Annotated in this window: 23 protein-coding genes; 15 read left to right on the top strand and 8 right to left on the bottom strand. The window is 68.0% G+C overall.

Features of this window, described 5'->3' with window-relative positions; translation table 11 throughout:
• Positions 1-374: DUF2066 domain-containing protein (locus VNJ47_12950; GenBank protein ID HXG29741.1), on the bottom strand; the 374-nt coding region annotated here is incomplete at its 3' end.
• A 93-nt stretch (positions 375-467) separates the two neighbouring features.
• Here VNJ47_12950 and purM point away from each other — a divergent pair.
• The 3 genes from purM to VNJ47_12935 are packed head-to-tail and all read left to right on the top strand — an operon-like array spanning position 468 to position 2919.
• Positions 468-1523, top strand: coding sequence for a phosphoribosylformylglycinamidine cyclo-ligase (gene purM, locus VNJ47_12945; protein ID HXG29740.1), 1056 nt, complete (start codon positions 468-470; stop codon positions 1521-1523).
• Positions 1524-1535: 12 nt separating this feature from the next.
• Positions 1536-2201, top strand: coding sequence for a phosphoribosylglycinamide formyltransferase (purN, locus tag VNJ47_12940; GenBank protein HXG29739.1), 666 nt, complete (start codon positions 1536-1538; stop codon positions 2199-2201).
• Entirely contained in the window at positions 2194-2919 is a 726-nt protein-coding gene (locus VNJ47_12935; protein HXG29738.1) for a DUF3108 domain-containing protein, read from the top strand. The genes purN and VNJ47_12935 overlap by 8 nt, the downstream gene beginning before the upstream one ends.
• A gap of 58 nt (positions 2920-2977) precedes the next feature.
• Here the strand turns inward: VNJ47_12935 and dcd are convergent, their stop codons facing one another.
• Positions 2978-3541 (bottom strand): dCTP deaminase, encoded by a 564-nt coding sequence (gene dcd / locus VNJ47_12930; GenBank protein ID HXG29737.1) that lies wholly within the window; start codon positions 3539-3541, stop codon positions 2978-2980.
• A 4-nt stretch (positions 3542-3545) separates the two neighbouring features.
• Positions 3546-4370 (bottom strand): iron-sulfur cluster carrier protein ApbC, encoded by an 825-nt coding sequence (gene apbC, locus VNJ47_12925; GenBank protein ID HXG29736.1) that lies wholly within the window; start codon positions 4368-4370, stop codon positions 3546-3548.
• A gap of 94 nt (positions 4371-4464) precedes the next feature.
• Here apbC and metG point away from each other — a divergent pair, with 94 nt between their 5' ends.
• From metG to VNJ47_12890, 7 genes are all read left to right on the top strand, one after another.
• Positions 4465-6591: a methionine--tRNA ligase gene (gene metG, locus VNJ47_12920; protein ID HXG29735.1), complete on the top strand. Its 2127-nt coding sequence runs from the start codon at positions 4465-4467 to the stop codon at positions 6589-6591.
• A 132-nt stretch (positions 6592-6723) separates the two neighbouring features.
• On the top strand, positions 6724-7074 hold the full coding sequence (locus tag VNJ47_12915) for an RnfABCDGE type electron transport complex subunit B (GenBank protein HXG29734.1): 351 nt from the start codon (positions 6724-6726) through the stop codon (positions 7072-7074).
• Positions 7052-7687 carry an endonuclease III gene (gene nth / locus VNJ47_12910; GenBank protein ID HXG29733.1) on the top strand — a complete coding sequence of 212 codons (636 nt, stop codon included), beginning with the start codon at positions 7052-7054 and terminating at the stop codon, positions 7685-7687. The genes VNJ47_12915 and nth overlap by 23 nt, the downstream gene beginning before the upstream one ends.
• A gap of 43 nt (positions 7688-7730) precedes the next feature.
• Positions 7731-8489, top strand: a complete 759-nt coding sequence (locus tag VNJ47_12905; protein ID HXG29732.1) for an enoyl-CoA hydratase/isomerase family protein — start codon at positions 7731-7733, stop codon at positions 8487-8489.
• A complete protein-coding gene (locus tag VNJ47_12900) occupies positions 8479-9126 on the top strand; it encodes a fumarylacetoacetate hydrolase family protein (GenBank protein HXG29731.1) in 648 nt (215 codons plus the stop codon). The genes VNJ47_12905 and VNJ47_12900 overlap by 11 nt, the downstream gene beginning before the upstream one ends.
• Positions 9127-9238: 112 nt before the next feature.
• Positions 9239-10897, top strand: coding sequence for a phosphoenolpyruvate carboxykinase (ATP) (locus VNJ47_12895; GenBank protein ID HXG29730.1), 1659 nt, complete (start codon positions 9239-9241; stop codon positions 10895-10897).
• A 7-nt stretch (positions 10898-10904) separates the two neighbouring features.
• The gene (locus VNJ47_12890) at positions 10905-11342 is read left to right on the top strand and encodes an acyl-CoA thioesterase (GenBank protein ID HXG29729.1); all 438 of its coding nucleotides are present in this window, start codon (positions 10905-10907) and stop codon (positions 11340-11342) included.
• Between the two features lie 30 nt (positions 11343-11372).
• Here the strand turns inward: VNJ47_12890 and VNJ47_12885 are convergent, their stop codons facing one another.
• From VNJ47_12885 to VNJ47_12865, 5 genes are all read right to left on the bottom strand, one after another.
• A complete protein-coding gene (locus VNJ47_12885) occupies positions 11373-14261 on the bottom strand; it encodes a penicillin acylase family protein (GenBank protein ID HXG29728.1) in 2889 nt (962 codons plus the stop codon).
• An 83-nt stretch (positions 14262-14344) separates the two neighbouring features.
• Positions 14345-15394 carry an aminopeptidase gene (locus VNJ47_12880; GenBank protein ID HXG29727.1) on the bottom strand — a complete coding sequence of 350 codons (1050 nt, stop codon included), beginning with the start codon at positions 15392-15394 and terminating at the stop codon, positions 14345-14347.
• The gene (locus tag VNJ47_12875) at positions 15394-16281 is read right to left on the bottom strand and encodes an alpha/beta fold hydrolase (protein HXG29726.1); all 888 of its coding nucleotides are present in this window, start codon (positions 16279-16281) and stop codon (positions 15394-15396) included. The genes VNJ47_12880 and VNJ47_12875 overlap by 1 nt, the downstream gene beginning before the upstream one ends.
• Positions 16282-16441: 160 nt before the next feature.
• Positions 16442-17650: an argininosuccinate synthase gene (locus VNJ47_12870; GenBank protein ID HXG29725.1), complete on the bottom strand. Its 1209-nt coding sequence runs from the start codon at positions 17648-17650 to the stop codon at positions 16442-16444.
• A 70-nt stretch (positions 17651-17720) separates the two neighbouring features.
• Positions 17721-18209 carry a cupin domain-containing protein gene (locus tag VNJ47_12865; protein HXG29724.1) on the bottom strand — a complete coding sequence of 163 codons (489 nt, stop codon included), beginning with the start codon at positions 18207-18209 and terminating at the stop codon, positions 17721-17723.
• Between the two features lie 44 nt (positions 18210-18253).
• On the opposite strand from VNJ47_12865, the gene pyrC reads away from it, so the two are divergent.
• The 5 genes from pyrC to mdoH form a co-directional block, all read left to right on the top strand.
• A complete protein-coding gene (pyrC, locus tag VNJ47_12860) occupies positions 18254-19312 on the top strand; it encodes a dihydroorotase (protein HXG29723.1) in 1059 nt (352 codons plus the stop codon).
• A gap of 109 nt (positions 19313-19421) precedes the next feature.
• On the top strand, positions 19422-20072 hold the full coding sequence (gene rnt / locus VNJ47_12855; GenBank protein HXG29722.1) for a ribonuclease T: 651 nt from the start codon (positions 19422-19424) through the stop codon (positions 20070-20072).
• A 266-nt stretch (positions 20073-20338) separates the two neighbouring features.
• Positions 20339-21496 (top strand): L-dopachrome tautomerase-related protein, encoded by a 1158-nt coding sequence (locus VNJ47_12850; protein ID HXG29721.1) that lies wholly within the window; start codon positions 20339-20341, stop codon positions 21494-21496.
• A 172-nt stretch (positions 21497-21668) separates the two neighbouring features.
• Positions 21669-23165, top strand: coding sequence for a glucan biosynthesis protein G (locus VNJ47_12845; protein HXG29720.1), 1497 nt, complete (start codon positions 21669-21671; stop codon positions 23163-23165).
• Positions 23166-23175: 10 nt separating this feature from the next.
• The coding region (gene mdoH / locus VNJ47_12840) for a glucans biosynthesis glucosyltransferase MdoH (GenBank protein HXG29719.1) at positions 23176-25316 on the top strand (2141 nt) is incomplete at its 3' end.

Here is a 25316-nt window from a genome sequence, read left to right as displayed (position 1 = left end):
CGCGCGTCGAAGCGCGCGCGAAATACCTTGATTTCGGGGGCCGGCACCGGTGGTGTCACGCCCTTGACCGGCGGCGCGGGCCGGCGGTCGTAGTCGTACTGCTGCACCAGGCGCGTGGCGAGCTTCATCAACTCGAGGCCGGCCTTGCGCTTGGCGATGTCGCGGTCGCCGGTCACACGCACCAGCACCTGGCCCAGCGCCTGGCGCAGCAGCGCATCGCGAGCCGGCGGGTTCTGCGGATCGATCTGGACCTCGCCTTCGTACAGGTTGCGCGGCGCGATGACCGCCGCCTGCGCCGGCCACGCGCACACGACCAGCACCAGCAGCAGCCAGCGGAGCGGGAGAAAAGCGCGGAAAGACTCGCAGCGGGTCATGGCAACACGTGTCTGGCCGCCGGACAAAACGCGGGTGCTACAATACCATACCCACAGCGGCGCCAAGCCCGAAAACCCCAGACCTCTCACCGCATGCGCAGCCCCAAGCCCGGCCCGAAACCTTCGCTCAGCTATCGCGATGCCGGTGTCGACATCGACGAGGGCGACGCGCTGGTGGACGACATCGGCGCGGTGGTGGCCAGCACGCGCCGCCCCGAGGTGCTGGGCGGACTCGGCGGCTTCGGCGCGCTGTTCGAGATTCCGCCGGGCCGTTACCGCCAGCCGGTGCTGGTGTCCGGCACCGACGGCGTCGGCACCAAGCTCAAGCTCGCGATCCAGCTGCGCCGCTTCGACACCGTCGGCATCGACCTGGTGGCGATGTGCGTCAACGACGTGCTGGTGCAGGGCGCCGAGCCGCTGTTCTTCCTCGACTACTACGCCACCGGCAAGCTCGATCGCCGTGCCGCTGCCGACGTGATCCGCGGCATCGCCGAGGGCTGCCGCCAGGCCGGCTGCGCGCTGATCGGCGGCGAGACCGCCGAGATGCCGGGCATGTACGCGCTCGGCGACTTCGACCTCGCCGGCTTCTGCGTCGGCGTGGTGGAGAAGGACGAAATCCTCGACGGCCGTAAGGTCGGCATCGGCGACGCGGTGATCGGGCTCGCCTCCTCCGGCCCGCACTCCAACGGCTATTCGCTGATCCGCAAGATCCTCGAGGTCGGCGACCACGACCTCGGCCAGCCCTTCGGCGACTCCACGCTCGGCGCCACGCTGCTGGCGCCGACGCGCATCTACGTGAAGCCGCTGTTGGCGCTGATGCGGCAGCTGCCGGTGCACGCACTGGCGCACATCACCGGCGGCGGGCTGCTGGAGAACATCCCGCGTGTGCTGCCGGCCGGCACGGCGGTGCGCATCGAGCGCAAGGCCTGGTCGCGGCCTGCCATCTTCGACTGGCTGCAGCACGAGGGCGGTGTGGAGGAAGCCGAAATGCACCGCACCTTCAACTGCGGCATCGGCATGGTGGCGATCGTACCCGCCGCGCAGGCCGAAGCCGCGCTGGCACAGCTGCGCGCCGCCGGCGAGTCGCCTGCGCTGATCGGCGAGGTGATCGCGCAGCCGGATGACCGGCCGCAGGTCGTCCTGAGCTGACACGGTGCACGGATGAGTCGTCTGGTGGTGCTGATCTCGGGCACCGGACGCAATCTGCAGGCGATCCTGGCGGCACAGCGCGCCGGCCGTATCCGTGGCGAAATCGCGGCCGTCATCAGCAACAACCCCGAGGCAGCCGGTCTTGTCCATGCACAGGCTGCGGGGATCACACTCGCCGTCGTCAACCATCGCGACCACCCGGATCGCGCGGCCTTCGACGCCGCCCTGGCCACGGCCATCGACCGGCACCGGCCCGACTTCATCGCGCTGGCCGGCTTCATGCGCATCCTGGGTTCAGAGTTCGTTCAGCGCTACCGTGGCAGGCTGCTGAACATTCATCCATCGCTGTTGCCCAAGTATCCCGGACTGAACACACACGCCCGCGTGCTGGCCGCGGGCGAGCGCTGGCACGGGGCCAGCGTACACTTCGTCACCGAGGCGGTGGATGGCGGACCGGTGATCCTGCAGGGACGCGTGCCGGTAAAGCCGGGTGACAGCCCGGAGGCACTGGCCGAGCGCGTCATGCGTGATGTGGAACAGGTCATCTACCCCGAGGTGCTGGCCTGGGCCTGCGCCGGGCGCCTGCAGATGCGCGATGACACCGTCTGGCTGGACGGGCGCGCGCTGACTGCACCGCTGCAACTGGAGATACTGCAAACGGAGACGGAACATGGCTAAGGAAAGAATCGCGGCGGCGCTGCTATCGCTTGCAGCGGTACTGTTGCCCGCGGCTGTCCGGGCCGACGTGCTCTCGAATTTCACCGCCATCTACCAGGTCGAGCGTGACAGCACCCTGCTCGGCCGCGCGCGCTTCACGCTCTCGCCGCAAGGCACGGATTGCTACCTGTATCACGGTACTGTGCGTCCCGAGGGACTCGCCGCGCTGCTGGCCGGCGAGACCGTCGAGCAAAGCCACTTCTGTATCGTCGGCGGCAAGATCCGGCCGCTGTCCTACAAGACCCTCGAGGAAGGTGGCAAGGGCGACAACTACGTGCTGAACTTCGACTGGGTGAACCGCGTCGTGCGCAGCGATGACGGCGCGAGCCGCAAGCTGCTGGCGGACGGGGTGGATCCGCTGTCGCTGCAGATCGCGCTGCGCAAACAGCTCAGCGACGCCGGCGGCAGCTTGCCCACGCGCCCGATCAGCCTGGTGGTGGTCGAGGAGGACAAGGAGAAGGATTACAGTTTCCGCGTCACCGGGCGGGAGGCACTGGACACGCCGCTCGGACGGCTGGAGGCCATCCGCCTGGACCGGACCGACGACAGCAGGAAACAGCTGCGGCTGTGGCTGGCGCCGTCGCTGGATTATCTGCCGGTGCGCGTGGAGCGCCAGCGCGGCAAGGGTGCGGTGATGCGGCTGAAGATCGAGACGCTGCCTGACAGCCCCGTGGATTGATACGCCGATTACGGCCGCGCAGGAGCGGGCTTCGCCGGGACGTAACTCGCTTCACGAGTTACGTTTTTGGCAGTGTCACGCCCTTCTGGCCCTGATACTTGCCGCCGCGATCCTTGTACGAGGTCTCGCAGACCTCGTCCGATTCCAGAAACAGCATCTGCGCCACGCCTTCGTTGGCGTAGATCTTGGCCGGCAATGGCGTGGTGTTGGAAAACTCCAGCGTGACATGCCCTTCCCACTCCGGCTCCAGCGGCGTGACGTTGACGATGATGCCGCAGCGCGCGTAGGTGCTCTTGCCCAGGCAGATCACCAGCACGTTGCGCGGGATGCGGAAGTACTCCACCGTGCGCGCCAGGGCGAAGGAATTGGGCGGAATCACGCAGCAGTCGCCCTTGAAGTCCACGAAGCTCTTGGCGTCGAAGGCCTTGGGATCGACGATGGTGGAATTGATGTTGGTGAAGATCTTGAACTCGTCCGCGCAGCGCACGTCGTAGCCGTAGCTGGATACGCCGTAGCTGACGATCTTGCCGGCGCCGTTCTCGCGCACCTGGCCGGGCTCGTAGGGCTCGATCATGCCCTGCGCGGCCATGCGCCGGATCCACTGGTCGGATTTGATACTCATCGCTTCAGTCGTCCTCGAGGGTGATTTTCGGAAAGGGCGGCGCGGTGCCACCCTGCGACAGCTTCGCCCACAACCGGCGCGCGATCTCGCGGTAGCGCCGCGCGACATCCGAGTCCGGCTCGGCGACGACCGTCGGCCGGCCGCCGTCGGCCTGCTCGCGGATACGCATGTCGAGCGGGATCTGACCGAGCAGTTCGATGCCTTCCTCCGCCGCCAGGTTCGCGCCGCCGCCCTGGCCGAAAATGGGTTCTTCGTGGCCGCACTTCGAACACACGTGCGTGCTCATGTTTTCGATCACGCCCAGCACCGGCACGCTGACCTTCTGGAACATGCGCAGACCCTTGCGCGCATCGAGCAGCGCGATGTCCTGCGGCGTGGTCACGATCACCGCGCCGGACAACGGGATCTTCTGCACCAGGCTGAGGTGGATGTCGCCGGTGCCCGGCGGCAGGTCCACCACCAGCACGTCCAGCCTGTCCCAGAGCGTGTCATTGAGCAGCTGGTGCAGCGCCTGGGTCGCCATCGGCCCGCGCCAGATCATGGCCGTGTCTTCCGCGACCAGGTAACCGATCGACATGGTCTGCAGGCCGTGGGCCCGGACCGGGTGCGGCCGCTTGCCGTCCGGCGATTCGAGCTGCGCCTTTTCCGCGCCCAGCATGCGCGGCTGGCTGGGGCCGTAGATGTCGGCGTCGAGCACGCCGACGCGCCGGCCTTCCGCCGCCAGCGCCAGCGCCAGATTGGCGGCGACCGTCGACTTGCCCACGCCGCCCTTGCCGCTGGCCACGGCGACGATGTGCTGGATGCCCGGAATGGGCGGCTTCTGGCTCATGCAGCGCTCTCGAAAGTCCGGCGATTCTAGCATCGCGCACAGGGGCGCATGGCGCCGTATGGCATAATCCGCGCCTGTTTCGCGGGTGTGCGCCGTGTCCGGACCGAAAAGAAAAATCTTCGTCACCAACGCCCTGCCCTATGCCAACGGGCCGATCCACCTCGGGCATCTGGTGGGCTACATCCAGGCCGACATCTGGGTGCGCTTCCAGCGCATGCAGGGCCACGACGTCACGTATGTCTGCGCCGACGACGCGCACGGCACTCCGATCATGCTCAAGGCCGAGGCCGACGGCGTCACGCCCGAGCAGCTGATCGCGCGCGTGCTGGACGAGCACCGGCGTGACTTCCGGGATTTCGGCGTCGCGTTCGACAACTACCACACGACGCACTCCCCCGAGAACAAAGAACTGTCGGAGCTGTTCTACACGCTGCTGGACCAGGCCGGGCATATCGAAAGGCACACCATCGAGCAGCTCTACGATCCGGTCAAGGCCATGTTCCTGCCGGACCGCTACATCAAGGGCGAGTGCCCGAAGTGCGGCGCCAAGGACCAGTACGGCGACGCCTGCGAGAATTGTGCCGCGACCTATTCGCCGACCGACCTGAAGAACCCCTACTCGGTGGTTTCCGGGGCAAGGCCGGTGCTGCGGCCCTCGGAGCATTATTTCTTCAAGCTCAGCCGATTCGCGGACCAGCTGGCGGCATGGATCGAGTCCGGCCGGCTGCACCCCGCGGTCGCCAACAAGCTCAGGGAGTGGCTCGACTCCGGGCTGCGCGACTGGGACATCTCGCGCGACGCGCCCTACTTCGGCTTCGAGATCCCGGGCGCGCCGGGCAAGTACTTATATGTCTGGCTGGATGCCCCAATCGGCTACCTCGCCAGCCTGAAGAACCTGTACGACCGCCAGGGCAAGGACTGGCGGGAATTCTGGGACGCCGGCTCGGACACCGAGGTCTGGCACTTCATCGGCAAGGACATCGTCAACTTCCACGGCCTGATGTGGCCGGCGATGCTCAAGGGCGCGGGCCTGCGCCAGCCGACCGGGCTGTCGGTCAACGGTTATCTCACCGTCAACGGCGAGAAGATGAGCAAGAGCCGCGGCACCTTCATCCGCGCCGAGACCTACCTGAGGCACCTGAACCCGGAGTGCCTGCGCTACTACTACGCGGCCAAGCTGTCGGACGGCGTGGACGACATCGACCTCAACCTCGATGACTTCGTCGCGCGTGTGAACTCGGACCTGATCGGCAAGTACGTGAACATCGCCAGCCGTGCCGCCAGCTTCATCAACCGCCACTTCGACCATCGGCTCAGCGCGCTGTCCGGATCGACTGCGAGGCCCTGCACGACCCTGTTGTGGGCCGAGGAAGACAGCTTCCGGGATGCCTATGAGGCGAGAGATTTCGCGCGCGTCGTACGCGAAGCGATGCGCCTGGCCGATTTCATCAATGCCACATGGGACGAGCGCAAACCCTGGCTGCTCGCGAAGGACCCGGCGCAGCACGGGCGTTTGCAAGACGTCTGCACGGACACTCTGTGTGCGTTCTATGTGTTGACGCTCTATCTGGCGCCCGTTCTCCCGGCGACGGCCCGCAAGGCGCTCGCCCTGTTCGGCATCGAGGAACCGGCATCGTTCCAGCTGGTGAAACGGCTGCCTCGACGCATTTCAGCCTACGAACATTTAATGGCGCGCATCGATCCCGCCGCCGTCAAGGCGATGGTCGAAGAATCGAAAGAGGACATGAAGCCCATGAGCGCCCAGGCACCCCCACCCCAAGCCTCCCCCATCAAAAGGGAGGGTGAGAAAGCCAAGTCCCCTCCCCCGCTTGCGGGGAAGGGCGTGAAAGAGAAGTCCCCTCCCCCCTCCGTGGGGGAGGGCCAGGGTGCGGGGGTTATTGCCATCGACGACTTCGCCAAGGTGGACCTGCGCATCGCACGCATCGTCAAGGCCGAGCATGTCGAGGGCGCCGACAAGCTGCTGCGCCTGACCGTGGACCTGGGCGAGCTGGGCCAGCGCACTGTCTTCGCCGGCATCAAGTCGGCCTACGCGCCCGAGCAGCTGGAGGGCCGGCTCACGGTGGTGGTCGCAAACCTCGCGCCGCGCAAGATGAAGTTCGGCCTGAGCGAGGGCATGGTGCTGGCCGCCGGGCCCGGCGGCAAGGACCTGTTCATCCTGTCACCGGACACCGGCGCGCAGCCCGGCATGCGGGTGAAATGACCCGCGTCATGAACACGGGTCATCCCGGAATCGCCCGTTATCGGGGGCGATATCCGGGAGCCAGTGCCTCGACCAGATAATGCTCTGGCTTCCGGCTTCCGCCGGAATGACGGATAGCGACAGAATAGGCGAATGAGCCGTCTGCCCCCCGTCGCGTTCATCGACGAACCAAACTGCATCGGCTGCGCGCGCTGCCTGGCGGTCTGCCCCACCGACGCGATCGTCGGCGCGCACAAGTTCCTGCACACCGTCATCGCGGCCGACTGCACCGGCTGCGAGAAATGCCTGCCGGTCTGCCCCACCGACTGCATCGTCATGCGCCCGCGCACGGATGAATCCGCCGCACCGGCGCAACTGGCCGCACGCTGGCGCATGCGCATCCGCGCGCGCCGGGCGCGGCTGGCGCGCGAGCAGCGCGAACGCGACGAGAAGCTGCGGCTGCGCGCCGCACGCATCCGCCATGAACCCGGCCAGGCGCGCTGAAATCTACCGCCGCCTGCGCGCGGCCAACCCGACGCCCACCACCGAGCTGCATTACCGCACACCCTTCGAGCTGCTGGTGGCCGTGATCCTGTCGGCGCAGAGCACGGATGTGGGTGTGAACAAGGCCACCGCCAAATTGTTCCCGGTGGCCAACACCCCGGCGGCGATTCTCGCGCTCGGCGAAGCGCGGCTGAAGTCCTACATCGCCACGATTGGTCTTTACAACACCAAGGCCCGGAACATCCTCAAGACCTGCGAGATCCTGCTGCGCGAGCACGGCGGCGAGGTGCCGCGCAGCCGTGTGGCGCTGGAGGCGCTGCCGGGCGTCGGTCGCAAGACCGCCAACGTGATCCTCAACACCGCCTTCGGCGAGCCGACCATCGCGGTGGACACGCACATCTTCCGCGTCGCCAACCGCACCGGGCTGGCGCCGGGCAAGACCGTGCGCCAGGTCGAAGAGAAGCTGCTCAAATTCACACCCGAGGAATTCCGGCGCGACGCGCACCACTGGCTGATCCTGCACGGCCGCTACGTCTGCAAGGCGCGCAAGCCCGAGTGCCCGCGCTGCGTGATCCGGGATCTGTGCGAATTCCGGCCCAAAACACGGGATTGATCCCGCCTCGTCTATACTGGTCCTGGAAGGGGAGGCAATCCCGATGACCCTGATCGAGCGGATCGCACACGGGCAAGTGCTGGAACTGCGCATGAACCGCGCGCCGTTCAATGCGCTGAACCCGGCGCTGGTGGGCGAGCTGCTGCAGGCCCTGCAGAAGGCCCAGCGCGGCGACTGCCGCGCCATCGTCCTGTCCGGCCTGCCGGGCGTGTTCTCGACCGGCGTGGACGCGGCCGAGCTGCTGACGCTCAACCGCGCACAGACGCAGCAGTTCTTCGTGCAGTTCCATGACCTGTGCGTGGCGCTCGGGCGCTCGCCGATCCCGGTCATCGCCGCCATCACCGGTCACGCGCCGGCCGGCGGCACCATTCTGGCCCTGTTCTGCGACTACCGCATCATGTCCGAGGGCAATTTCCAGATCGGTCTGCACGAGGTGCGCCAGGGCGTGATCGTGCCCGGACCGATCCGCCACGTGCTGGCGCGCCTGGTCGGCCATCGCGTGGCCGAGCGCATGCTGGTCGAGGGCCAGCTGCTGAGTCCCGAGGAGGCGCTCAACATCGGCCTGGTGGACGAGATCACCCCGCCCGGCGCCGTGCTGCGTCTGTCGCTGCTGTACTGCGAAAAACTGCTGGCGCTGCCGGAGGCCGCGATGAACGCCATGCGCGACAGCTTCCATGAGGACGTGCACCGCGATCTCGACCACCGCGACGCGATCATCGACGAACTGCTCGAGAACTGGTTCAGCGAGGAAGCGCAGGCGGCGCTGCGCGCCAACTTCAGCCGGATGCCGCGTGCCGGCTGAGCCCGCCCGCGCGCCGCGCGTCTTCTGCATCGGCCGCAATTACGCCGAGCACATCCGCGAGCTGGGCGACGCCGACGCCGGGCACTGCATCGTGTTCATGAAGCCATACACCAGCCTGGTGCCGGCCGGCCAGGCCGTTCCGATTCCCACCGACCGCGGCGCGGTGCACCACGAGCTGGAACTGGTGCTGGAAATCGGCACCGGCGGACGCCACATCCCGGCGGCGCAGGCGCTGAGGCACATCGGCGCGGTCACGCTCGGCCTCGACCTCACCCTGCGCGAATTGCAGCAGCGGCTCAAGCAGAATGGCTCACCCTGGGAGCTGTGCAAGGCCTTCGACCACAGCGCGCCGATCGGCACGCGCGTGCCCTTCCACCCCGGGCTCGACCTGGGCAGCATCGACCTGGAACTGCGCGTCAACGGCCAGCTCCGGCAGCGCGGCAATACCCGCGACATGCTCTACCCGCCGGCGCGGCTGATCGAGATCCTGAGCCGCAGCTGGCGGCTGCTGCCGGGCGATCTCATTTTCACCGGCACCCCGCCGGGGGTCGGCCCCCTCGTGCCCGGCGATGTGGTCCTGGCCGAAAGCCCGCAGATCGGGGGCTTTTCGTGGTCAATCGAGCGCTTAAGTCCCTGATTTTGCGTGCGGCTCTTGCCTCGCCGCAGCCGGAACAGTAGCCTTTGCGCCTCGGTTTGCCGTCACGGCAGCGTAATCTGGCTTACTGCCACCCACCCAACAGGTAACACGCATGGATTTCCGCAAGGACCTCGAGAAGCTCTTCGGGCTCAAGACCGTCAACTACAAGCACAACCTGAGCTCCGAAGAACTCTTCTACGAGGCCATCCGCAACGACCGCGGGCGCATCCGCCCGGACGGCCCGGACAACGAGCACAAGGCCTACGCGACCAAGCTGGGCGTCAAGGGTCCGCTGGTGTTCTATTCCGATCCCTCCTGCACCGGCCGCCCCGTGCAGGACACCTTCTGCGTCGCCTGGCCCGAGATCGAGGGCAAGGTGTGGTGGAAGAACGACTTCAAGAAATTCGACCCGGTCAGATACCCGGCGCTGCTCAAGCGCGTGGTCGAGCACCTGAACCAGCGGGGCGGCACGCTGTACGTGCGTGACGTGTTCTGCGGCGTGGACCCCGAGTTCGCCGCGCCGTTCCGCCTGGTGAGCGAGTACGCCACGCACGCGATGTTCGTCGGCAATATGTTCCCCAACAAGGTCGAGGGCATCCGGGATCCCGACGGCAAGCGCTGGACGCTGCTCAACGTGCCCTCCTTCCACTGCGAGCCGGAACGCGACGGCACGCTGTCGCGCCGCGCGGTGATCGTGGACTTCAAGAACCGCATCGCGCTGGTGCTGGGCCGCGCCGACTACTGCGGCGTGAACAAGAAGACCATGTTCACGGTCATGAACTTCCTGATGCCGGAGGCCGGCCAGCTGTCCATGCACTGCTCGGCGAACGTCGGCGCGCGCGGCGACGGCGCGATCCTGTTCGGCCTGTCCGGCACCGGCAAGACTACGCTGTCGGCCGATCCCGACCGCCAGCTGATCGGCGACGACGAGCATCTGTGGACGACGAGCGGCGTGTCCAATTTCGAGGGCGGCTGCTACGCCAAGCTCATCAACCTGGACAAGGAAGCCGAGCCCATCATCGCCGCCGCGCTGTCCATGCCGGGCACGATCATCGAGAACGTGCCACCACTGCCGGGTAAGCGGCTCGAAGACACCGACCCGCAGGAGCTTGACCTCAACGACAGCTCCATCACTGAAAACACCCGCTTCTCCTATCCCCTGTCCTGCAACCCCAATGTCGCCGAGGGCGCCCGGGGACCGCATCCCGAGACCATCGTGCTGCTGACCGCCGATGCCTTCGGCGTGCTGCCGCCGATCTCGGTGCTGGACGAGGACCAGGTGATGTACCACTTCGTGTCCGGCTTCACCGCGCGCCTGGCCGGCACCGAGGTCGGGATCAACAAGCCGACCGCGACCTTCAGCGCCTGCTTCGGCGGCCCGTTCATGTCGCAGAAGCCGAGCGTGTACGCGCGCATCCTCGCGGACAAGATGAAGCAGCACAAGGCGCGCTGCGTGCTGCTCAACACCGGCTGGTCCGGCGGCCCCGCCGGCGAGGCCAAACGCATCTCGATCAAACACACCCGCGCGCTGCTCAACGCTGCCCTGCGCGGCGACCTGGACGACGGCAAGGTCGGCTTCGAGATGCACCCCGTCTTCAACCTGAAGATGCCCAAGGCGGTGGACGGCGTGCCGCCCGAGATCCTCAACCCGCGCAACGCCTGGCAGGACAAGGCCGGCTACGACGCCTCCGCCAGCAAACTGCGTGACCTGTTCCGCGAGAACTACGCCGCCAAGGGCTTCGGCGAGCTCGGCATCAAGCCGGTGATGTAAGAGCGCCATGGCGGATAAATTCCGCTATCGCCTGCGCGTGCGCTACGGCGAGTGCGACGCGCAGAAGGTCGTGTTCAACGCGCGCTACGGCGATTACATCGACCTGGCCAGTCTGGAATTCCTGCGCGCGGTGCTGCCGCGCCCCGCCGACCTGATCAGCGGCGCCTTCGACTACCAGCTGGTGAAGCAGACGATCGAGTGGAAGGCGCCGATCCGCTTCGATGACGTGGCCGAGATTACGGTGTGGTGCAAGCACATCGGCCGCACTTCGTTCACGCTCGCCTTCGAGTTCCGCATTGCCGGAACGGAGGCCGTGACCGCCTCGGCGGAGACCATCTACGTGCTGGTGGACAGCGCGACACTGACCAAGACGCCGCTACCGCTGGACGTGACCCAGGCGCTGCAGGCCGGCGGCGCGGGACAGGTGGTGAATCACGCCGGCTGAAAGGCCCCGGGCCGGGGAACCGAGCCGCGTTCAGGGATTTTCGTAGCCGACCCGGTGCACCCAGGAACCGCGGTCTTGGTACGGCATGGTGACGCAGCTGGTACCCGGCAGCGTGTCCGAGCCCGGCCCGACCACGCCGGTCAGTGAGCAGATGCGGCTGCGCGGATGCACGCGTCGGCATTTGTCCAGGTCCGCCGGTGCCAGCGGCGCGCCGCCGTTGTAGGCATCGGCCAGGCGCGACAGCGCCGTCTCCAGCGCCGCCTTCATCACCCCATCGCGATCGCGGCCACCGGTGTAGTCGCGGCGCAGCGGCAGGCTGGAGCTCGCGGGATTCAGCACCCGCAGCACCAGGTTGTCCATCACCGACTGGTCGAACACGTGGCTGCCGACACCGGCCAGGCGGCCATAGACCGTGAGGCCTGCCTCCGGCGCGGGATTGTTCGGATCGCTGTCCGGCACACCCGGGTCGATGACATGGTTCCTGAGTTCCGCGAACAGCTCGTCACGCAGCGCGACCACGTACTCGCCGAAGACCGTCGCCGCCGGACCGTCCCTGGCCTCGGCGTCGGCCAGGTCGATGCCCGGCCCGTAATGGAGGCGATCCCAGTTCAGCATCAGGTCGAGCGCGGCCTTTTGCGTGTCGTCGAGCTGGGCCGCCGCGGAGGCGCGGAACGACTGGATCACCGCCAGGTATTCGCGCGCGCGCGGGTCGGTGGTGCCGTGGTGCCGATCGATGCTGCGCAGGTCGGCGAAGCTCCAGTCACTGCGCGTCGCCAGCAGGTCCTGGATGGCGGTGACGCGCTGGCCCGGCCCGCCCGGCCGCGAGGTGGCGCCCATGCCCTCGCCGTCCAGCCAGCCGTAGGCGGGCTTGTTGTTCCAGTTGGCGACGAAGCCCTGCGGCGGGTCGATGGCCTGCGGCAGCTGCGCGAACGGCAGCGGCGCGCCGAAGTCGTACTCGCCGGTGCCGGGGATCGGCAGGCGCATGTCGGTGTTCGCCGCGCGCGCCGGGAATAGCCCCGGATGGAAATAGGCGATGTGCCCGTCGCGCGTGGCCACGGTCACGTTCTCGTTCCAGGTGACCTTCTCCACGCCGGCCTTGAACTCGGCGAAGGAGCGCGCGCGGTTCCACGCCAGGATGCCTTCGATCGTCTCGATCTCGCGCCCGAACATGGCGTACTGCAGCGAGCGCGCCCGCCCGGCCGCGTCGTCGCGCGCCACAACCGGGCCGTGCACCGTGCGGCAGACCTGCTGCGTCGTGCTCAGGCTGGGCGGACCGAACGGAACGCCGTTGCTGGCGGCGCGGTAGTTGAAGGTCTCGCTGCGGCAGTCCATGTCCTTCCACTGGCCGTCATGGAAGTACTGGTTGGCGCGGCAGGTGCCGGCCTGCTGCTGCGCGTTCGAGCATATCGTTTCGATGAAGCTGTCGATGGTCTTGCTGTAGCCGGTGGTCAGGCCCCAGGCGGCATGTTCCGTGTAGCCGATGCCGACCGTGGGCAGGATCGGCACCGAGGTCCCGCGTGCGTGATAGCCGGCGCCGTGGATTTCGTACTCCACCAGCAATAGCGGGTAGCTGTAGCCGAGCTGCGGGCCGCTGACCATTAGCGTGCCGCCGTCGCGCGTGCGCGTGGGGCCGATGGCGTAGGCCATCGAGCCCCCGTGCAGGTAGGCGCGCAGTTCCTGCAGGGCGAGCACGATGTTGCGGGCGACTGCGACTGTCTCCTTGTGTTCGCGCCGAGTACCGGGTCGGGCAAACCCGTCGCTGGCACGCCGTAAATCCGTCCCTGGAGGCTCGAGCGCCGGATTCGCCCGGCCCGGCACCCGGCCGTGGCGTACCTCGCGCGCGCCCAGGTCGCCCGCACCGCCCGGCCGCATCGCCAGCGACGGCTGCGAACAGGGGAATGGCGGCGCGCTGTGCCCGGTGCCCGGCCCCTTCCAGATCGTTTCGGGCAGCGCCAGCGCCCAGTCGGCCATCTGGTTGAATACCGCCTCGCGCCCGGCCGCCGGCTCCGGCTGGTTGGAGAAAGTACCGACCGAGCGCGGCACCGACACCGCGGCCTTGCCATCCTCGAGCCAAGTCATGTCCTGGAAGGCCTTCTTGGCCTCGTCGCGCGAGCCGTAGGCTGCCTCCAGCGCCTTGAGCATGCGGATGTTGAGGAACTCGTTGCCACCCTCGGCGGCGACGAAGCGCGTGATGTAAACGCCGGCGGCCAGCACGTCCTTGACCGTGAACTCGGCCGGGACCGAGGTCAGCAGCGCGTACTCGGCCGGCAGCTTGCCGGGATCCTGCAGCACCGCAGCGCGCCAGGCGTTGGCGCCGTCCACGTAGCCAAGCACCGCATCGCGGGCGTCCGGCGACAGGCGCTCGAACATCGCCTGGTACTCGGCATCGGTATAGCCGACGATGCGTTGCTGCACGTCGGCCGGCACGCCGCCGCAGCCGGTCAGCTCGGCCAGGGTGCCGGCGCCGGTGCGGCGTACCGCGTCCATCAGGAACAGGCGGTCCTGGGCCACCGCGTAACCGACCCCGAACCACAGATCGCGCACGGTGTCGGCATAGACGATCGGTACACCGTAGGCATCGCGGTAGACCTGCACGCCGTCTTTCGGCGCCACCGGCATTCCGGGCCGGGTTCCCAGCGCGCCGGGCTTGGCGTCGAAGCTCCAGTACAGCAGGCGCTGGTCGTCCACATGCGCGCCATAGTCCCCGGGGTTGCCGCTCAGCTGTCCCCGCAGCTGGCCGGCGACGGAGAAGAACCCGGACTGGCCGGGCGGCAGCGCGCTCTCGGCCTTGAGCACAAAATTGTTGCCGCTCCCGCCGCTGCCGCCATCGCGGCCGCCGTCACTCCCGCCCGAGCCGTCGCAGGCGGCCAGCAGGACGGCACTCAGCAGCAGGATCGAAACACGTTGCGCAGACGGCATGGCGGCTCGGGCTCGGGGGTGATGGCGCAGACTAGCCAGCACCCGGGCGGGCCGTCCAGTCGTAGAAATTCAGCAGGCGGAGCTCATGGCCCGCCGGCCGCGGCCCGCCAGCCGGACAGCCAGCGCCGGCGTGCCTCCGGTGGCAGGCGCGCGGCCAGTTCGGCGTCGGCGTAGAAGCGTGCGAGATCGCCCTGCGCATCGCGCAGCAGCGCGCGGAAGGCGGGCACCCACTCGTGATAGGTCGCCACCGCCAGCAGCCGGGCATTGTTGAGGTCGGCGCCGAACCAGGCATCGTAGCCCGCGTACCCCCCCCACGCGGCCTTCAGCTGCGCGTATTCGGCACGCATCTCGTCGAACACTGCGGCCTTGGCGGCCCGCATCTGCTCCGGCGGCTGCCCTGAGGCGTAGAGCTGCTGCAGGCGCACGCGCGTGGCCTCCACCAGGCGCAGGAAGGCTTCGCGACGCTGTGCCTCCTGCTCCGCGGCGCGCCGCAGGTCGTCGTCACCCTGCTGCGCCAGCCAGCGGCGCAGGCCCTCCTCCTGCACCGCGGTGGCGAAGGATTCGTTGAAGCTGCTGTCGTCGGGCACGTACAGCTTCTGATGCGCCAGCTCATGGAATATGACGCCGGCCAGTTCGGTCGGCGACCAGCGCAGCATGGTGTTCAGCACCGGGTCGGCGAACCAGCCGAGCGTCGAATAGGCCGCCACGCCACCGACGTAGACGTCATGGCCCTGTGCATGCAGCGCGGCCGCATACGCGCGCGCGTCGCGCTCCGCATAGTAGCCCCGGTAACTCAGACAGCCGACCAGGGGAAAGCAGGACTGCAGGGCCTTGAGCTCGAATTCCGGCGCGGCGAATACGTTCCACAGCACATAGGGCCGCTCGAGATCGGCATAGCTGCGGTAGCTGTCATTGTCGGGCAGGCCCAGCGCCTCGACCGCGAAGCGGCGGATGGCCTCCACCTGCTGCAGGCGCTCGCGCGCCGCCGGCTGCAACGTCGGGTCGGCCAGCGCACGCGCCAGCGGCACGCGCTTGTGCATCACCTCGAGATGCCCGCCGACGGTCTGCCCGTAGTAACCCAGCGTGGCGCAGCCGGTGACCAGCGGCAGCAGCAGAACCGGCAGCAGGCGCATCAGCCGGCCCGCTGCAGGGCATCGGGCCGGGCAGCCTCGTACAGCCAGTCGGCGGTCTGCTGCCAGGCCTGCGGCGGCATGCCGGCGCGGAAGAAGCCGAAGTGCCCGATCGCCGTCACGCCGAAGTCGGCGGGCGTGACGTGCAGGATCTGCACGTCGGCATAGGCATAGAAACCGGCGAGCGCGCGCACGGCGTTGGCCGGTGCGTGGAAACGGTCATCGTCGATCACGTAGAAGCGCAGCCGGCCGCGATAGCCGTGAAAGTGCGCGCGCAAGGGCTGCCCACCGCGGTCGCTGATGTAGTGCGGATTGCGGCACCAGCGCGCCCGTTCCAGCGCCACACCGCGCGGCAGGTCCTCGGAACCGATCAGCCGCCCGGGGAAACGGCCGAGCAGGCGCGTGGCCAGCGGCACCAGCAGATACCAGACGAACAGCAGCCGTGGCCAGTCTCGCGCACGGAAGTGGCCCCAGTAGCCGGACGGCGAGGCGATGGCCAGCTGCGCCTGTACACGGCCGTTGTTGCGCGCCAGGCCCAGCCACTGCCCGCCGCCGGAGTGGCCGACGCAGACCAGTCGGTGCCGCGGGAATTCGCGTGCGATCCAGTCGATCACGCCGGCCAGATCCTTCTCGCCCCAGTCCCGCAGCGTGGGCTCGGCGCCGTGCCAGCCGATGTCGCGGCTGTCGCCGATGCCGCGGTAGTTGTAGGTCACCACATGAAAACCGCAGCCGGCCAGAAAACGGGCGTAATCGTGGTAGTACTCGCGGCGCACGCCGGTGGCGCCGTTGATCTGCACCACGATACCGTTGTCGGGCGCGGTCGGCGGGAACAGCGTGGCCGCCAGCCGGTAGCCGTCCAGGGCGGGGATGGAGATTGTGCGCTCGGTCACGGTGTCTAGCTTACCGTGCTGCTCTTGCTTCGGTCCTGGGTAAGGCCTTTCCGGACACGCAAAGGCAGCCATCCATGGCTCAAGCGCTACATGGACGTGCTTGTGCGCGTGTCCGCGATGGCCTTACCGGCGCGGCCATAGACTGTGCACAGCCGATCGCCTAGCGTCTTTTGGCCTGCAGCTTCAGGCGCAGCGCGTTCAGCTTGATGAAGCCGTCGGCGTCCTTCTGGTTGTAGCGGCCGGCGTCGTCCTCGAAGGTCGAGATGGCCGCATCGAAGAGCGAGTCGCCGTCGGACTTGCGGCCGACGACGGTGACGTTGCCCTTGTACAGCTTGACGCGCACCGTGCCGTTCACGTGCCGCTGCGACTCGTCGATAACCTTCTGCAGCAGCTCGCGCTCGGGGCTCCACCAGTAGCCGTTGTAGATCAGGCTGGCGTAGCGCGGCATCAGTTCGTCCTTCAGGTGCGCCACCTCGCGGTCCACCGTGATGCTCTCGATCGCACGATGCGCGCGCAGCATGATCGTGCCGCCGGGGGTCTCGTAACAGCCCCGCGACTTGATGCCGACGTAGCGGTTCTCGACGATGTCCAGCCGACCGATACCGTGTTTAGCCCCCAGCTCGTTGAGCTTCGCCAGCACGCCGTAGGGTGTGAGCGTCTGGCCGTTGACCGCGACGATGTCGCCCCTGGCATAGGTCAGCTCGACGTACTCGGGCGCATCCGGCGCCTGCTCGGGCGCGACCGTCCAGCGCCACATGTCTTCTTCCGGCTCCGCCCAGGGGTCCTCCAGGATGCCGCCCTCGTAGGAGATGTGCAGCGCGTTGGCGTCCATCGAATAGGGCGACTTCTTGCCTTTCTTCTGGATGGGGATGCCATGCCGTTCGGCATAGGCCAGCAGCTTCTCGCGCGAGTTGAGGTCCCACTCGCGCCAGGGCGCGATCACCCGGATGCCCGGCAGCAGCGCGTAAGCGCCCAGCTCGAAGCGCACCTGGTCGTTGCCCTTGCCGGTGGCGCCGTGCGAGACCGCATCCGCGCCGGTCAGCTTCGCGATTTCGACCAGGCGCTTGGCGATCAGCGGCCGCGCGATCGAGGTGCCGAGCAGGTACTCACCCTCGTAGATCGCGTTGGCGCGGAACATCGGGAAGACGAAATCGCGGGCGAATTCCTCGCGCAGGTCGTCGATGAAGATTTCCTTCACCCCGAACTGCTGCGCCTTGGGGCGCACCGAGTCCAGCTCCTCGCCCTGGCCGATGTCGGCGGTGAAGGTCACCACCTCGCACTGATAGGTGTCCTGCAGCCACTTGAGGATGACCGAGGTGTCGAGGCCGCCGGAATAGGCCAGCACGACCTTGCTGATCTTCTGCGCCATGGACGAACGCCCGCCTGCTGTGGGGAAAGGCGCGGAATTATACGCGGGCCGCCGCAGCGGCGCAGCCGCGTCAGGGCTTCTGCCGCAGCGGATGCACGTGCCAGGGCCCGATCCCCGTGATCTGCACTTCCGAGGCCTCGGGGAAATACACGAAATGACGGCTCTGGGCTGGGTTGACGTAATAGCCGCCGGCGCCGAAGTAGCGCAAGCGGCTCTGGTCGAAGCGGTCGCCGAAGCCCACGCCGACGCGCCCCGACAGCACGGTGACGCGCTCGTCGCGCGGGTGCCAGTGCGGCGGCAGCTTCGCGCCGGCCGGCACGCGCAGGCGCAGGCTGAACAGTCCATCCGAGGCCGGATCGCCCTCGAGCACGGCGATGCGCGTGCCGGGCGGCATCGACGGCGGCGCCGGCATCCAGTGCAGCTCCGCGGCGTCGGCCTGGATCGTACCGGCCGGCGGGACCTGCTCCTCCTCCGCCGCCGCCAGTGCCGCGGCAGCGACGGCGCAGCCGGCGGCCAGCAGCGCATTCCCGACCAGTCGTTCAGCGGAAGTCCGTCGCATCACTGCATCCTAGCACCAAGCGGCTGTGCGATACTTTTCCGTCCATGGACAGCCTCACGCTCACCCGCCCGGACGACTGGCACCTGCACCTGCGCGACGGTGCCGCGCTCGCCAGCGTGCTGCCGCACACGACGCGCCAGTTCGCGCGCGCGATCGTGATGCCCAACCTCAAGCCGCCGATCACCAACACGGCGATGGCGCGCGAATACCGCCAGCGCATCCTGGCAGCGCGCCCCGACGGCAGCGATTTCCAGCCGCTGATGACGCTCTATCTCACCCATGTCACCACGCCGCAGGAGATCGACCACGCCTGCGACAGCGGCCTGATCCACGGCGTCAAGCTGTATCCGGCCGGCGCCACCACGCACTCGGACGCCGGCGTCAGCCACATCGAGCACTGCTACCCGACGCTGGAGCGCATGGCCGAGCGCGGCCTGCCGCTGCTGGTACATGGAGAGGTCACCGACGCCGCGGTGGACGTGTTCGAGCGCGAGGCGCGCTTCATCGAGACGGTCCTGCTGCCGATCACCTGGACCTTCCCCACGCTGAAGATCGTGTTCGAGCACATCACCACCGCCGAGGCGGTGCAGTTCGTGAAGGGCGCGCACGCCAATGTCGCCGCCACCATCACGCCGCAGCACCTGTGGTACAACCGCAACGCGCTGTTCGACGGCGGCCTCCGCCCGCACCACTACTGCCTGCCGGTGCTCAAGAAGGAACCGCACCGGCTGGCGGTGCTGGAGGCCGCCACCAGCGGCAACCCCAAGTTCTTCCTCGGCACCGACAGCGCCCCGCATGCGCGCCACACCAAGGAAGCGGCCTGTGGCTGTGCCGGCATGTACACGGCGCATGCCGCGCTGGAGCTGTACGCCACCGTGTTCGAGCAGGCCGGCGCGCTGGAGCGACTCGAGGCCTTCGCCAGCTTTCATGGCGCGGATTTCTACGGACTGCCGCGCAACACCGGCACCGTCACCCTGCGGCGCGAAAGCTGGACCGTACCGGCCAGCTATCCGTTTGCCGGCGGGCAGGAGCTGGTGCCGATGTGCGCGGGTGAAACACTGAAATGGCGGCAGGTTCCCTCCCCCTCGATGGGGGAGGGTTAGGGAGGGGGTGATGAGCGCGCCCGTTTCACCCCCACCCTCCCCCGTCAAGGGGGAGGGAGCAAAAACGGAGTTCTCCCCCGTCAAGGGGGTGGGTGAAAAACACACGCCCATGGCGCGCCGCTTCCGCGGCTTCCTGCCGGTGGTGGTGGACGTGGAGACCGGCGGCTTCAACCCCAGGACCGACGCCCTGCTGGAGATCGCCGCCGTGATCCTCGGCATGGATGGCGAGGGCAACCTGCATCCCCGCGACACCTACAGCTTCCACGTCAAGCCTTTCGCCGGCGCGAAGATCGAAGAGGCGGCGCTCAAGGTCAACGGCATCGACCCCTGGCACCCGCTGCGGCCCGCGCTGGAGGAAAAGGACGCGCTCGGCCGCATCTTCAAGGCGGTGCGCGAGGCGATGCAGGAATACGGCTGCACGCGCGCCGTGCTGGTCGGGCACAACGCCAGCTTCGACCACAGCTTCCTGTACGCCGCCGCCGAGCGCGCCGGCCTCAAGCGCAACCCGTTCCACCCCTTCAGCACCTTCGACACCGTGACCCTGGCCGGCGTGGCCTGCGGCCAGACCGTGCTGCGGCGCGCGGTCGAGGCCTTCGGCCTGCCCTGGGACGACGAGGCCGCGCACTCGGCGCGCTATGACACCGAGCGCACCGCCGAGCTGTTCTGCCTGATCGTCAACCGCTTCCGCCCGCTGTTCGAGCAGGCCCTGCCGGTGCCGGAGGAGGCCGCCGCCGAGATCGCGCCGGAGTCCCTGCCATGAACCCATCTCATCATCCCCCGTGAGCCGCGTTACGGGTCGAAATGCGCGGATGCAAGGCGCGCGGCGCAGCCCATACTGGAAGGGTCTGGGCAAGCCGCGCAACACAGCAGCCGCGCATTTCGGCCGTAACCCTTCGGGACCGGGCGCTTTTGGCCCAGGGCTTTGTTGCGACTCGCTCGTGTACAGTTAGTACACCACGCTCGTCGCGCCGCGCCCTGGGCCAAAAGCACCACGGTCGCGGCCGCGCGGGATTATGAGATGGGTTCATGATGCGTTTCTTCAAGCGGCTGCTCGCCGGGTTTCTGGTGCTGGTCCTGCTGGCCGGCGCCGGGCTGGCCGTGACGCTGAAGCTGCGCTACGGCGGCGGCCAGGCCTTCCCGGACCGCAGCGAGCAGCCGGCGCTGCCGGCCAGCGTACTGGAGAAAGTCGCCGACCTCGACACGCCGCCCGGCAATATCGCGGTGTCGGCCGACGGCCGGGTGTTCATCACCCTGCACCCCGAGGCGCGGCCCGAGATCAAGGTCGCGGAGTTGGTCAACCGCCGGCCGCAGCCCTACCCGGATCTGTCCTTCCAGACCGGCAGCGGCAACCCGCGCTATTTCCGCAGCGTGCTCAGCTTGCGCATCGACCGCTTCAACCGCCTGTGGACGCTGGACAACGGCCACCACGGCGCCGAGCCCGGCCGCCTGCTGGCCTTCGACCTGGCCAGCGGTCAGGCGGTGCATGAATACGTGTTCCCGAAAACCATCGCCGGGCTGGGTTCGCACCTGAATGATTTCCAGGTGTCGCCCGACGGGCGCTTCATTTATATCGCCGACGCCAGCTTCTTTGCGCTGACGCCGGCGCTGATCGTCTATGACGTGGAACGGCAAACTGCACGCCGGCTGCTGGAGGGGCACCCGTCCGTGATCGCCGAGAAGTATGTACCCGTCGTGCAGGGCCGGCGCATGGAGGCCTTCGGCCTGGTCGCGATCCGCCCGGGCGTGGATTCGATCGCGCTCGACACGCGCGGCGAGTGGCTGTACTTCGCGCCGGTCAGCAACAACCACCTGTACCGCATCCGCACCGCCGACCTGCTCGACGAAAGCCTGGCGCCGGAGGCCCTCGGCCTGCGCGTGGAGAATTTCGCGCTCAAGACCATGAGCGACGGCATCACCATGGACACGCAGGACAATATCTACATCAGTGATCCGGAGCACTCCGCGATCCTGCGCCTGGACCCGCAGCGCCGGCTGCGCACCCTGGTCAAGGATCCGATGCTGCGCTGGCCGGACGGCTTTTCCTTCGGCCCCGGCGGCTGGCTGTACGTCACCTGCAGCAGCCTGCACCAGGTCATCGGCCTGCCGCCCGCCAGCGTGCGCCGGCACGCCCCCTACCAGGTCTATCGCTTCCGCCCCGGCGCCGAAGGTATCCCCGGACATTAGTCATGCCCTCCGGGCAGGCATAGCCCCGCATGCGCGGGGCTACCCCCAACACGCAAGAAATTCGGACTGCGCGCGAGGCGCGGGTCCAGCGCGCAGAGCTCGATGAGCCGTATACAATAGCCGCGGTCACAACCCGGCTGTCTGTTCCATGCGCGTCATTGCCTCACACCGAATGCGGTGTCTGCTCCTCGGCGGCCTGTTGCTCGCCACCGCCCTGCCCGCCCCCGCCTGGGCCTTCGGCTTCAACGACGTGGCGCGACGTGCGCAGACGTTGGCGGCGGAACCCTGGCGCGAGCCGAAGAACGAACTGCCCAAGGTGCTGCGCGAGCTGAACTACGACCAATACCGCGACATCCGCTTCCGCCCCGAGCGCGCCTTGTGGCGCCGCAACGGCACACCGTTCGAAGTCCAATTCTTCCACCCCGGTTTCTTTTTTACCCAACCGGTACGCATCCACGTGGTCACCGCCGAGGGCGTGCAGAAACTGCGTTTCCGCGCCGAGGATTTCGATTACGGCGCCAATCGCTTCGACACCGGCGGCTTCGAAGACCTCGGTTTCGCCGGCTTCCGCGTGCACTATCCGATCAACAGCCCGAGCTACAAGGACGAGATTGCAGTCTTCCTCGGCGCCAGTTATTTCCGCGCGCTGGGCAAGAACCAGCTCTACGGCCTGTCGGCGCGTGGCCTGGCGGTGGACACCGCCGCCATGTCGGGGGAGGAATTTCCGGCCTTCACGGAGTTCTGGCTGATGTGGCCACAACCGGATTCGCGCGAGATCGAGATCTTCGCACTGCTCGAGTCCCGGCGGTTGACGGGCGCCTATCGCTTCGTGCTGCGGCCCGGCACCGAAACGCAGATGGACGTGCGTGCGCGGCTGTTCCTGCGCGAACCGGTCGAGAAACTCGGCATCGCGCCGCTGACCAGCATGTTCTACTTCGGCGAGAACCAGCCCGCCAAGGTCGAGGACTACCGTCCCGAGGTACACGACTCCGACGGGCTGCAGCTGCACACCGGCAATGGCGAGTGGGTCTGGCGACCGCTGGTCAACCCGGAGCGGCTTCTGGTGACCTCTTTCACCTCCGAGAATCCGCGCGGCTTCGGCCTGATGCAGCGCGACCGCGACTTTGGCCACTACCAGGATCTCGAGGCGCGTTACGAACGCCGCCCCAGCGCCTGGGTCACGCCCAAGGGCAATTGGGGCAAGGGCCGGGTGGAGCTGGTGCAGATCCCGACGCCCGACGAGACCAACGACAACATCGTCGCCTACTGGGTACCGGCCGAGCTGCCGCCGCCGGGCCAGCCGTTCGAGCTGCAGTACCGGCTGTCCTGGCAGCTGAAGCAGCTGACGCAGCCGCCTCTGGCCTGGGTCAGCCAGACACGGCGCGGCCACGGTTATCGCAAGGAGGTAGATGACAGTCTGCGCTTCGTGATCGACTTCGACGACAGCGCACTGCGCAGGCGCGGCCGGGACGTCAAGCCGGAGGCGGCGATCTGGGCCGGCGACAACGCCGAGATCCTGGAGAAGCAGTCCTTCCGCAACCAGGCCGATGGCGGCTGGCGGGTATCGTTCCGGCTCAAGCGCAAGGACGAACAGCCGGTCGAGATGCGGGTCACGCTGCGTGTGGACGGCAAGATCGCCTCCGAGACCTGGAGCTATGTGCTGCCCTGATGGTTGAGCCGTGACCGCAGCCGAGGTTCCTGCCGACCGCCTGGCGGCCTACGCCGCGCGTCTGCCGCTGGACGCAGCGTGTCGCCGCCGGTTGCTGGAACACGTGCAGGCTGGCGGCCAGACCGGCGCCTATACCCGACTGCACCAGGCACTGGCCGACGGTGCCGATGCCCCCGCGACAAGCCCGTCGCAGACCTCCATCGCCGCGCGTCTGCGGCTGCGCCACCCGGGCGTGCCCCTGCAGCATGACCGCCATGGCCGGATACGCCTGCAGCTGACACCGCCCATGACCCGCAGCCGCATGCGCCCGCAACCGCTCGACCGTCACCCGCTGCGGCGGCTGGTGCGTGCGCTCAAGACACGGCTGTTCGGGCGCCGCCGACTCATGCAGCCGCCCGAGGCCGGCCCGGCACCGCCGCCGCGCCACCATCCCTGGCAGGCACAGGCGCTCGTGCGCCGCCTGATCCTGCTGGCCCTGATCTTCGGGCAGACCGCGGTGGCCACCGGCTATATGACCGCGGTACTGCCCTATCAGGGCCGGCACTGGCTGGAACTCATTCTGCTGAGCGTCTACGTCGTGCTGTTCGCCTGGATCTCGGCCGGTTTCTGGACCGCGTTGTCGGGCTTTCTGGTGCTGGTCACGGGCTGGGACCGCTATGCCATCTCGCGCAGCCGCCTGCAGCCGCTGGCGGCCGACGTGCGCACCGCCATCCTCATGCCGATCTGCAACGAGGACGTGGCGCGCGTATTTGCCGGCCTGCGCGCGACCTACACCTCGCTGGCACGCACCGGTCAGCTGGCGCACTTCGATTTCTACGTGCTCAGCGACAGCTCCGATCCCGACACGCGCGTGGCCGAGCTCGAGGCCTGGCTCAAGCTGTGCGAAGACGTGCACGGCTTCGGCCGGGTGTTCTACCGCCGCCGGCAGCTGCGCCTCAAGCGCAAGAGCGGCAACATCGCCGATTGGTGCCGGCGCTGGGGCTCAGCCTACCGTTACATGGTCATCCTCGACGCCGACAGCGTGATGAGCGGCGACTGCCTGGTGAAGCTGGCGCAGCTGATGGAGGCCAACCCGACCACCGGCATCATCCAGACCGCACCGCAGGCAGCCGGGCGCGAGACGCTGTACGCGCGCATCCAGCAGTTCGCCAACCGCGTGTACGGCCCGCTGTTCACCGCCGGCCTGCATTTCTGGCAGCTGGGCGAGTCGCACTACTGGGGTCATAACGCCATCATCCGGGTGGCGCCGTTCATGGCGCACTGCGCGCTCGGCAAACTGCCGGGCCGCGGCGCACTGGCGGGCGAGATCATGAGCCATGATTTCGTCGAGGCGGCGCTGATGCGCCGTGCCGGCTGGGGTGTGTGGATGGCCTACGACCTGCCGGGCAGCTACGAGGAGATGCCGCCCACGCTGCTGGACGAGCTGCGGCGCGACCAGCGCTGGTGCCAGGGCAATCTGCAGAATTTCCGCCTGTTCCTGGCCCAGGGCCTGCACCCCGCGCACCGCGCCGTGTTCATGACCGGCGTGATGGCCTATCTGTCGGCGCCGCTGTGGTTCCTGTTCCTGGTACTGTCCACCGCCCTGCTGGCGATCCACACCCTTGTACCGCCGGCCTATTTCACCGAACCCTATCAGCTGTTCCCGATCTGGCCGCGCTGGCGGCCGGAATGGGCGGTGTCCTTGTTCGGCGCCACCGCCGCGCTGCTGCTGCTGCCGAAGCTGCTGGCCGTGCTGCGTCTGCTCCTGGCCTGGCAGGCGCGCTTCTATGGGGGGGCCGGTCGACTGCTCGCCAGCCTGCTGCTGGAGGGGTTGTTCTCCGCGCTGCTGGCGCCGATCCGCATGCTGTTCCACACCCGTTACGTGGTCATGGCCCTGCTCGGGCGTGCGGTGCGCTGGACATCGCCGCCGCGCGAGGATGCCGAAACGCCCTGGCGTGAGGCCATCCGCCGCCACCTCGGCGACACGCTGCTGGGCATCGCCTGGGCCGGCGGCGTGTACTGGCTCAACCCCGGCTTCCTGTGGTGGCTGCTGCCGATCGTCGGCAGCCTGGTGCTGTCCATCCCGTTGTCGGTCTGGTCCAGCCGCGTAGGTCTCGGCCGGCGTTTCCGGCAATGGCGGTTGTTCCTGATCCCGGAGGAATCCAACCCGCC

It is taken from the genome of Nevskiales bacterium (genome assembly GCA_035574475.1).
Classification (GTDB): domain Bacteria; phylum Pseudomonadota; class Gammaproteobacteria; order Nevskiales; family DATLYR01; genus DATLYR01.
Note: the sequence above shows the minus strand (reverse complement) of the source record. Positions and strands in the feature narration are given on the sequence as shown.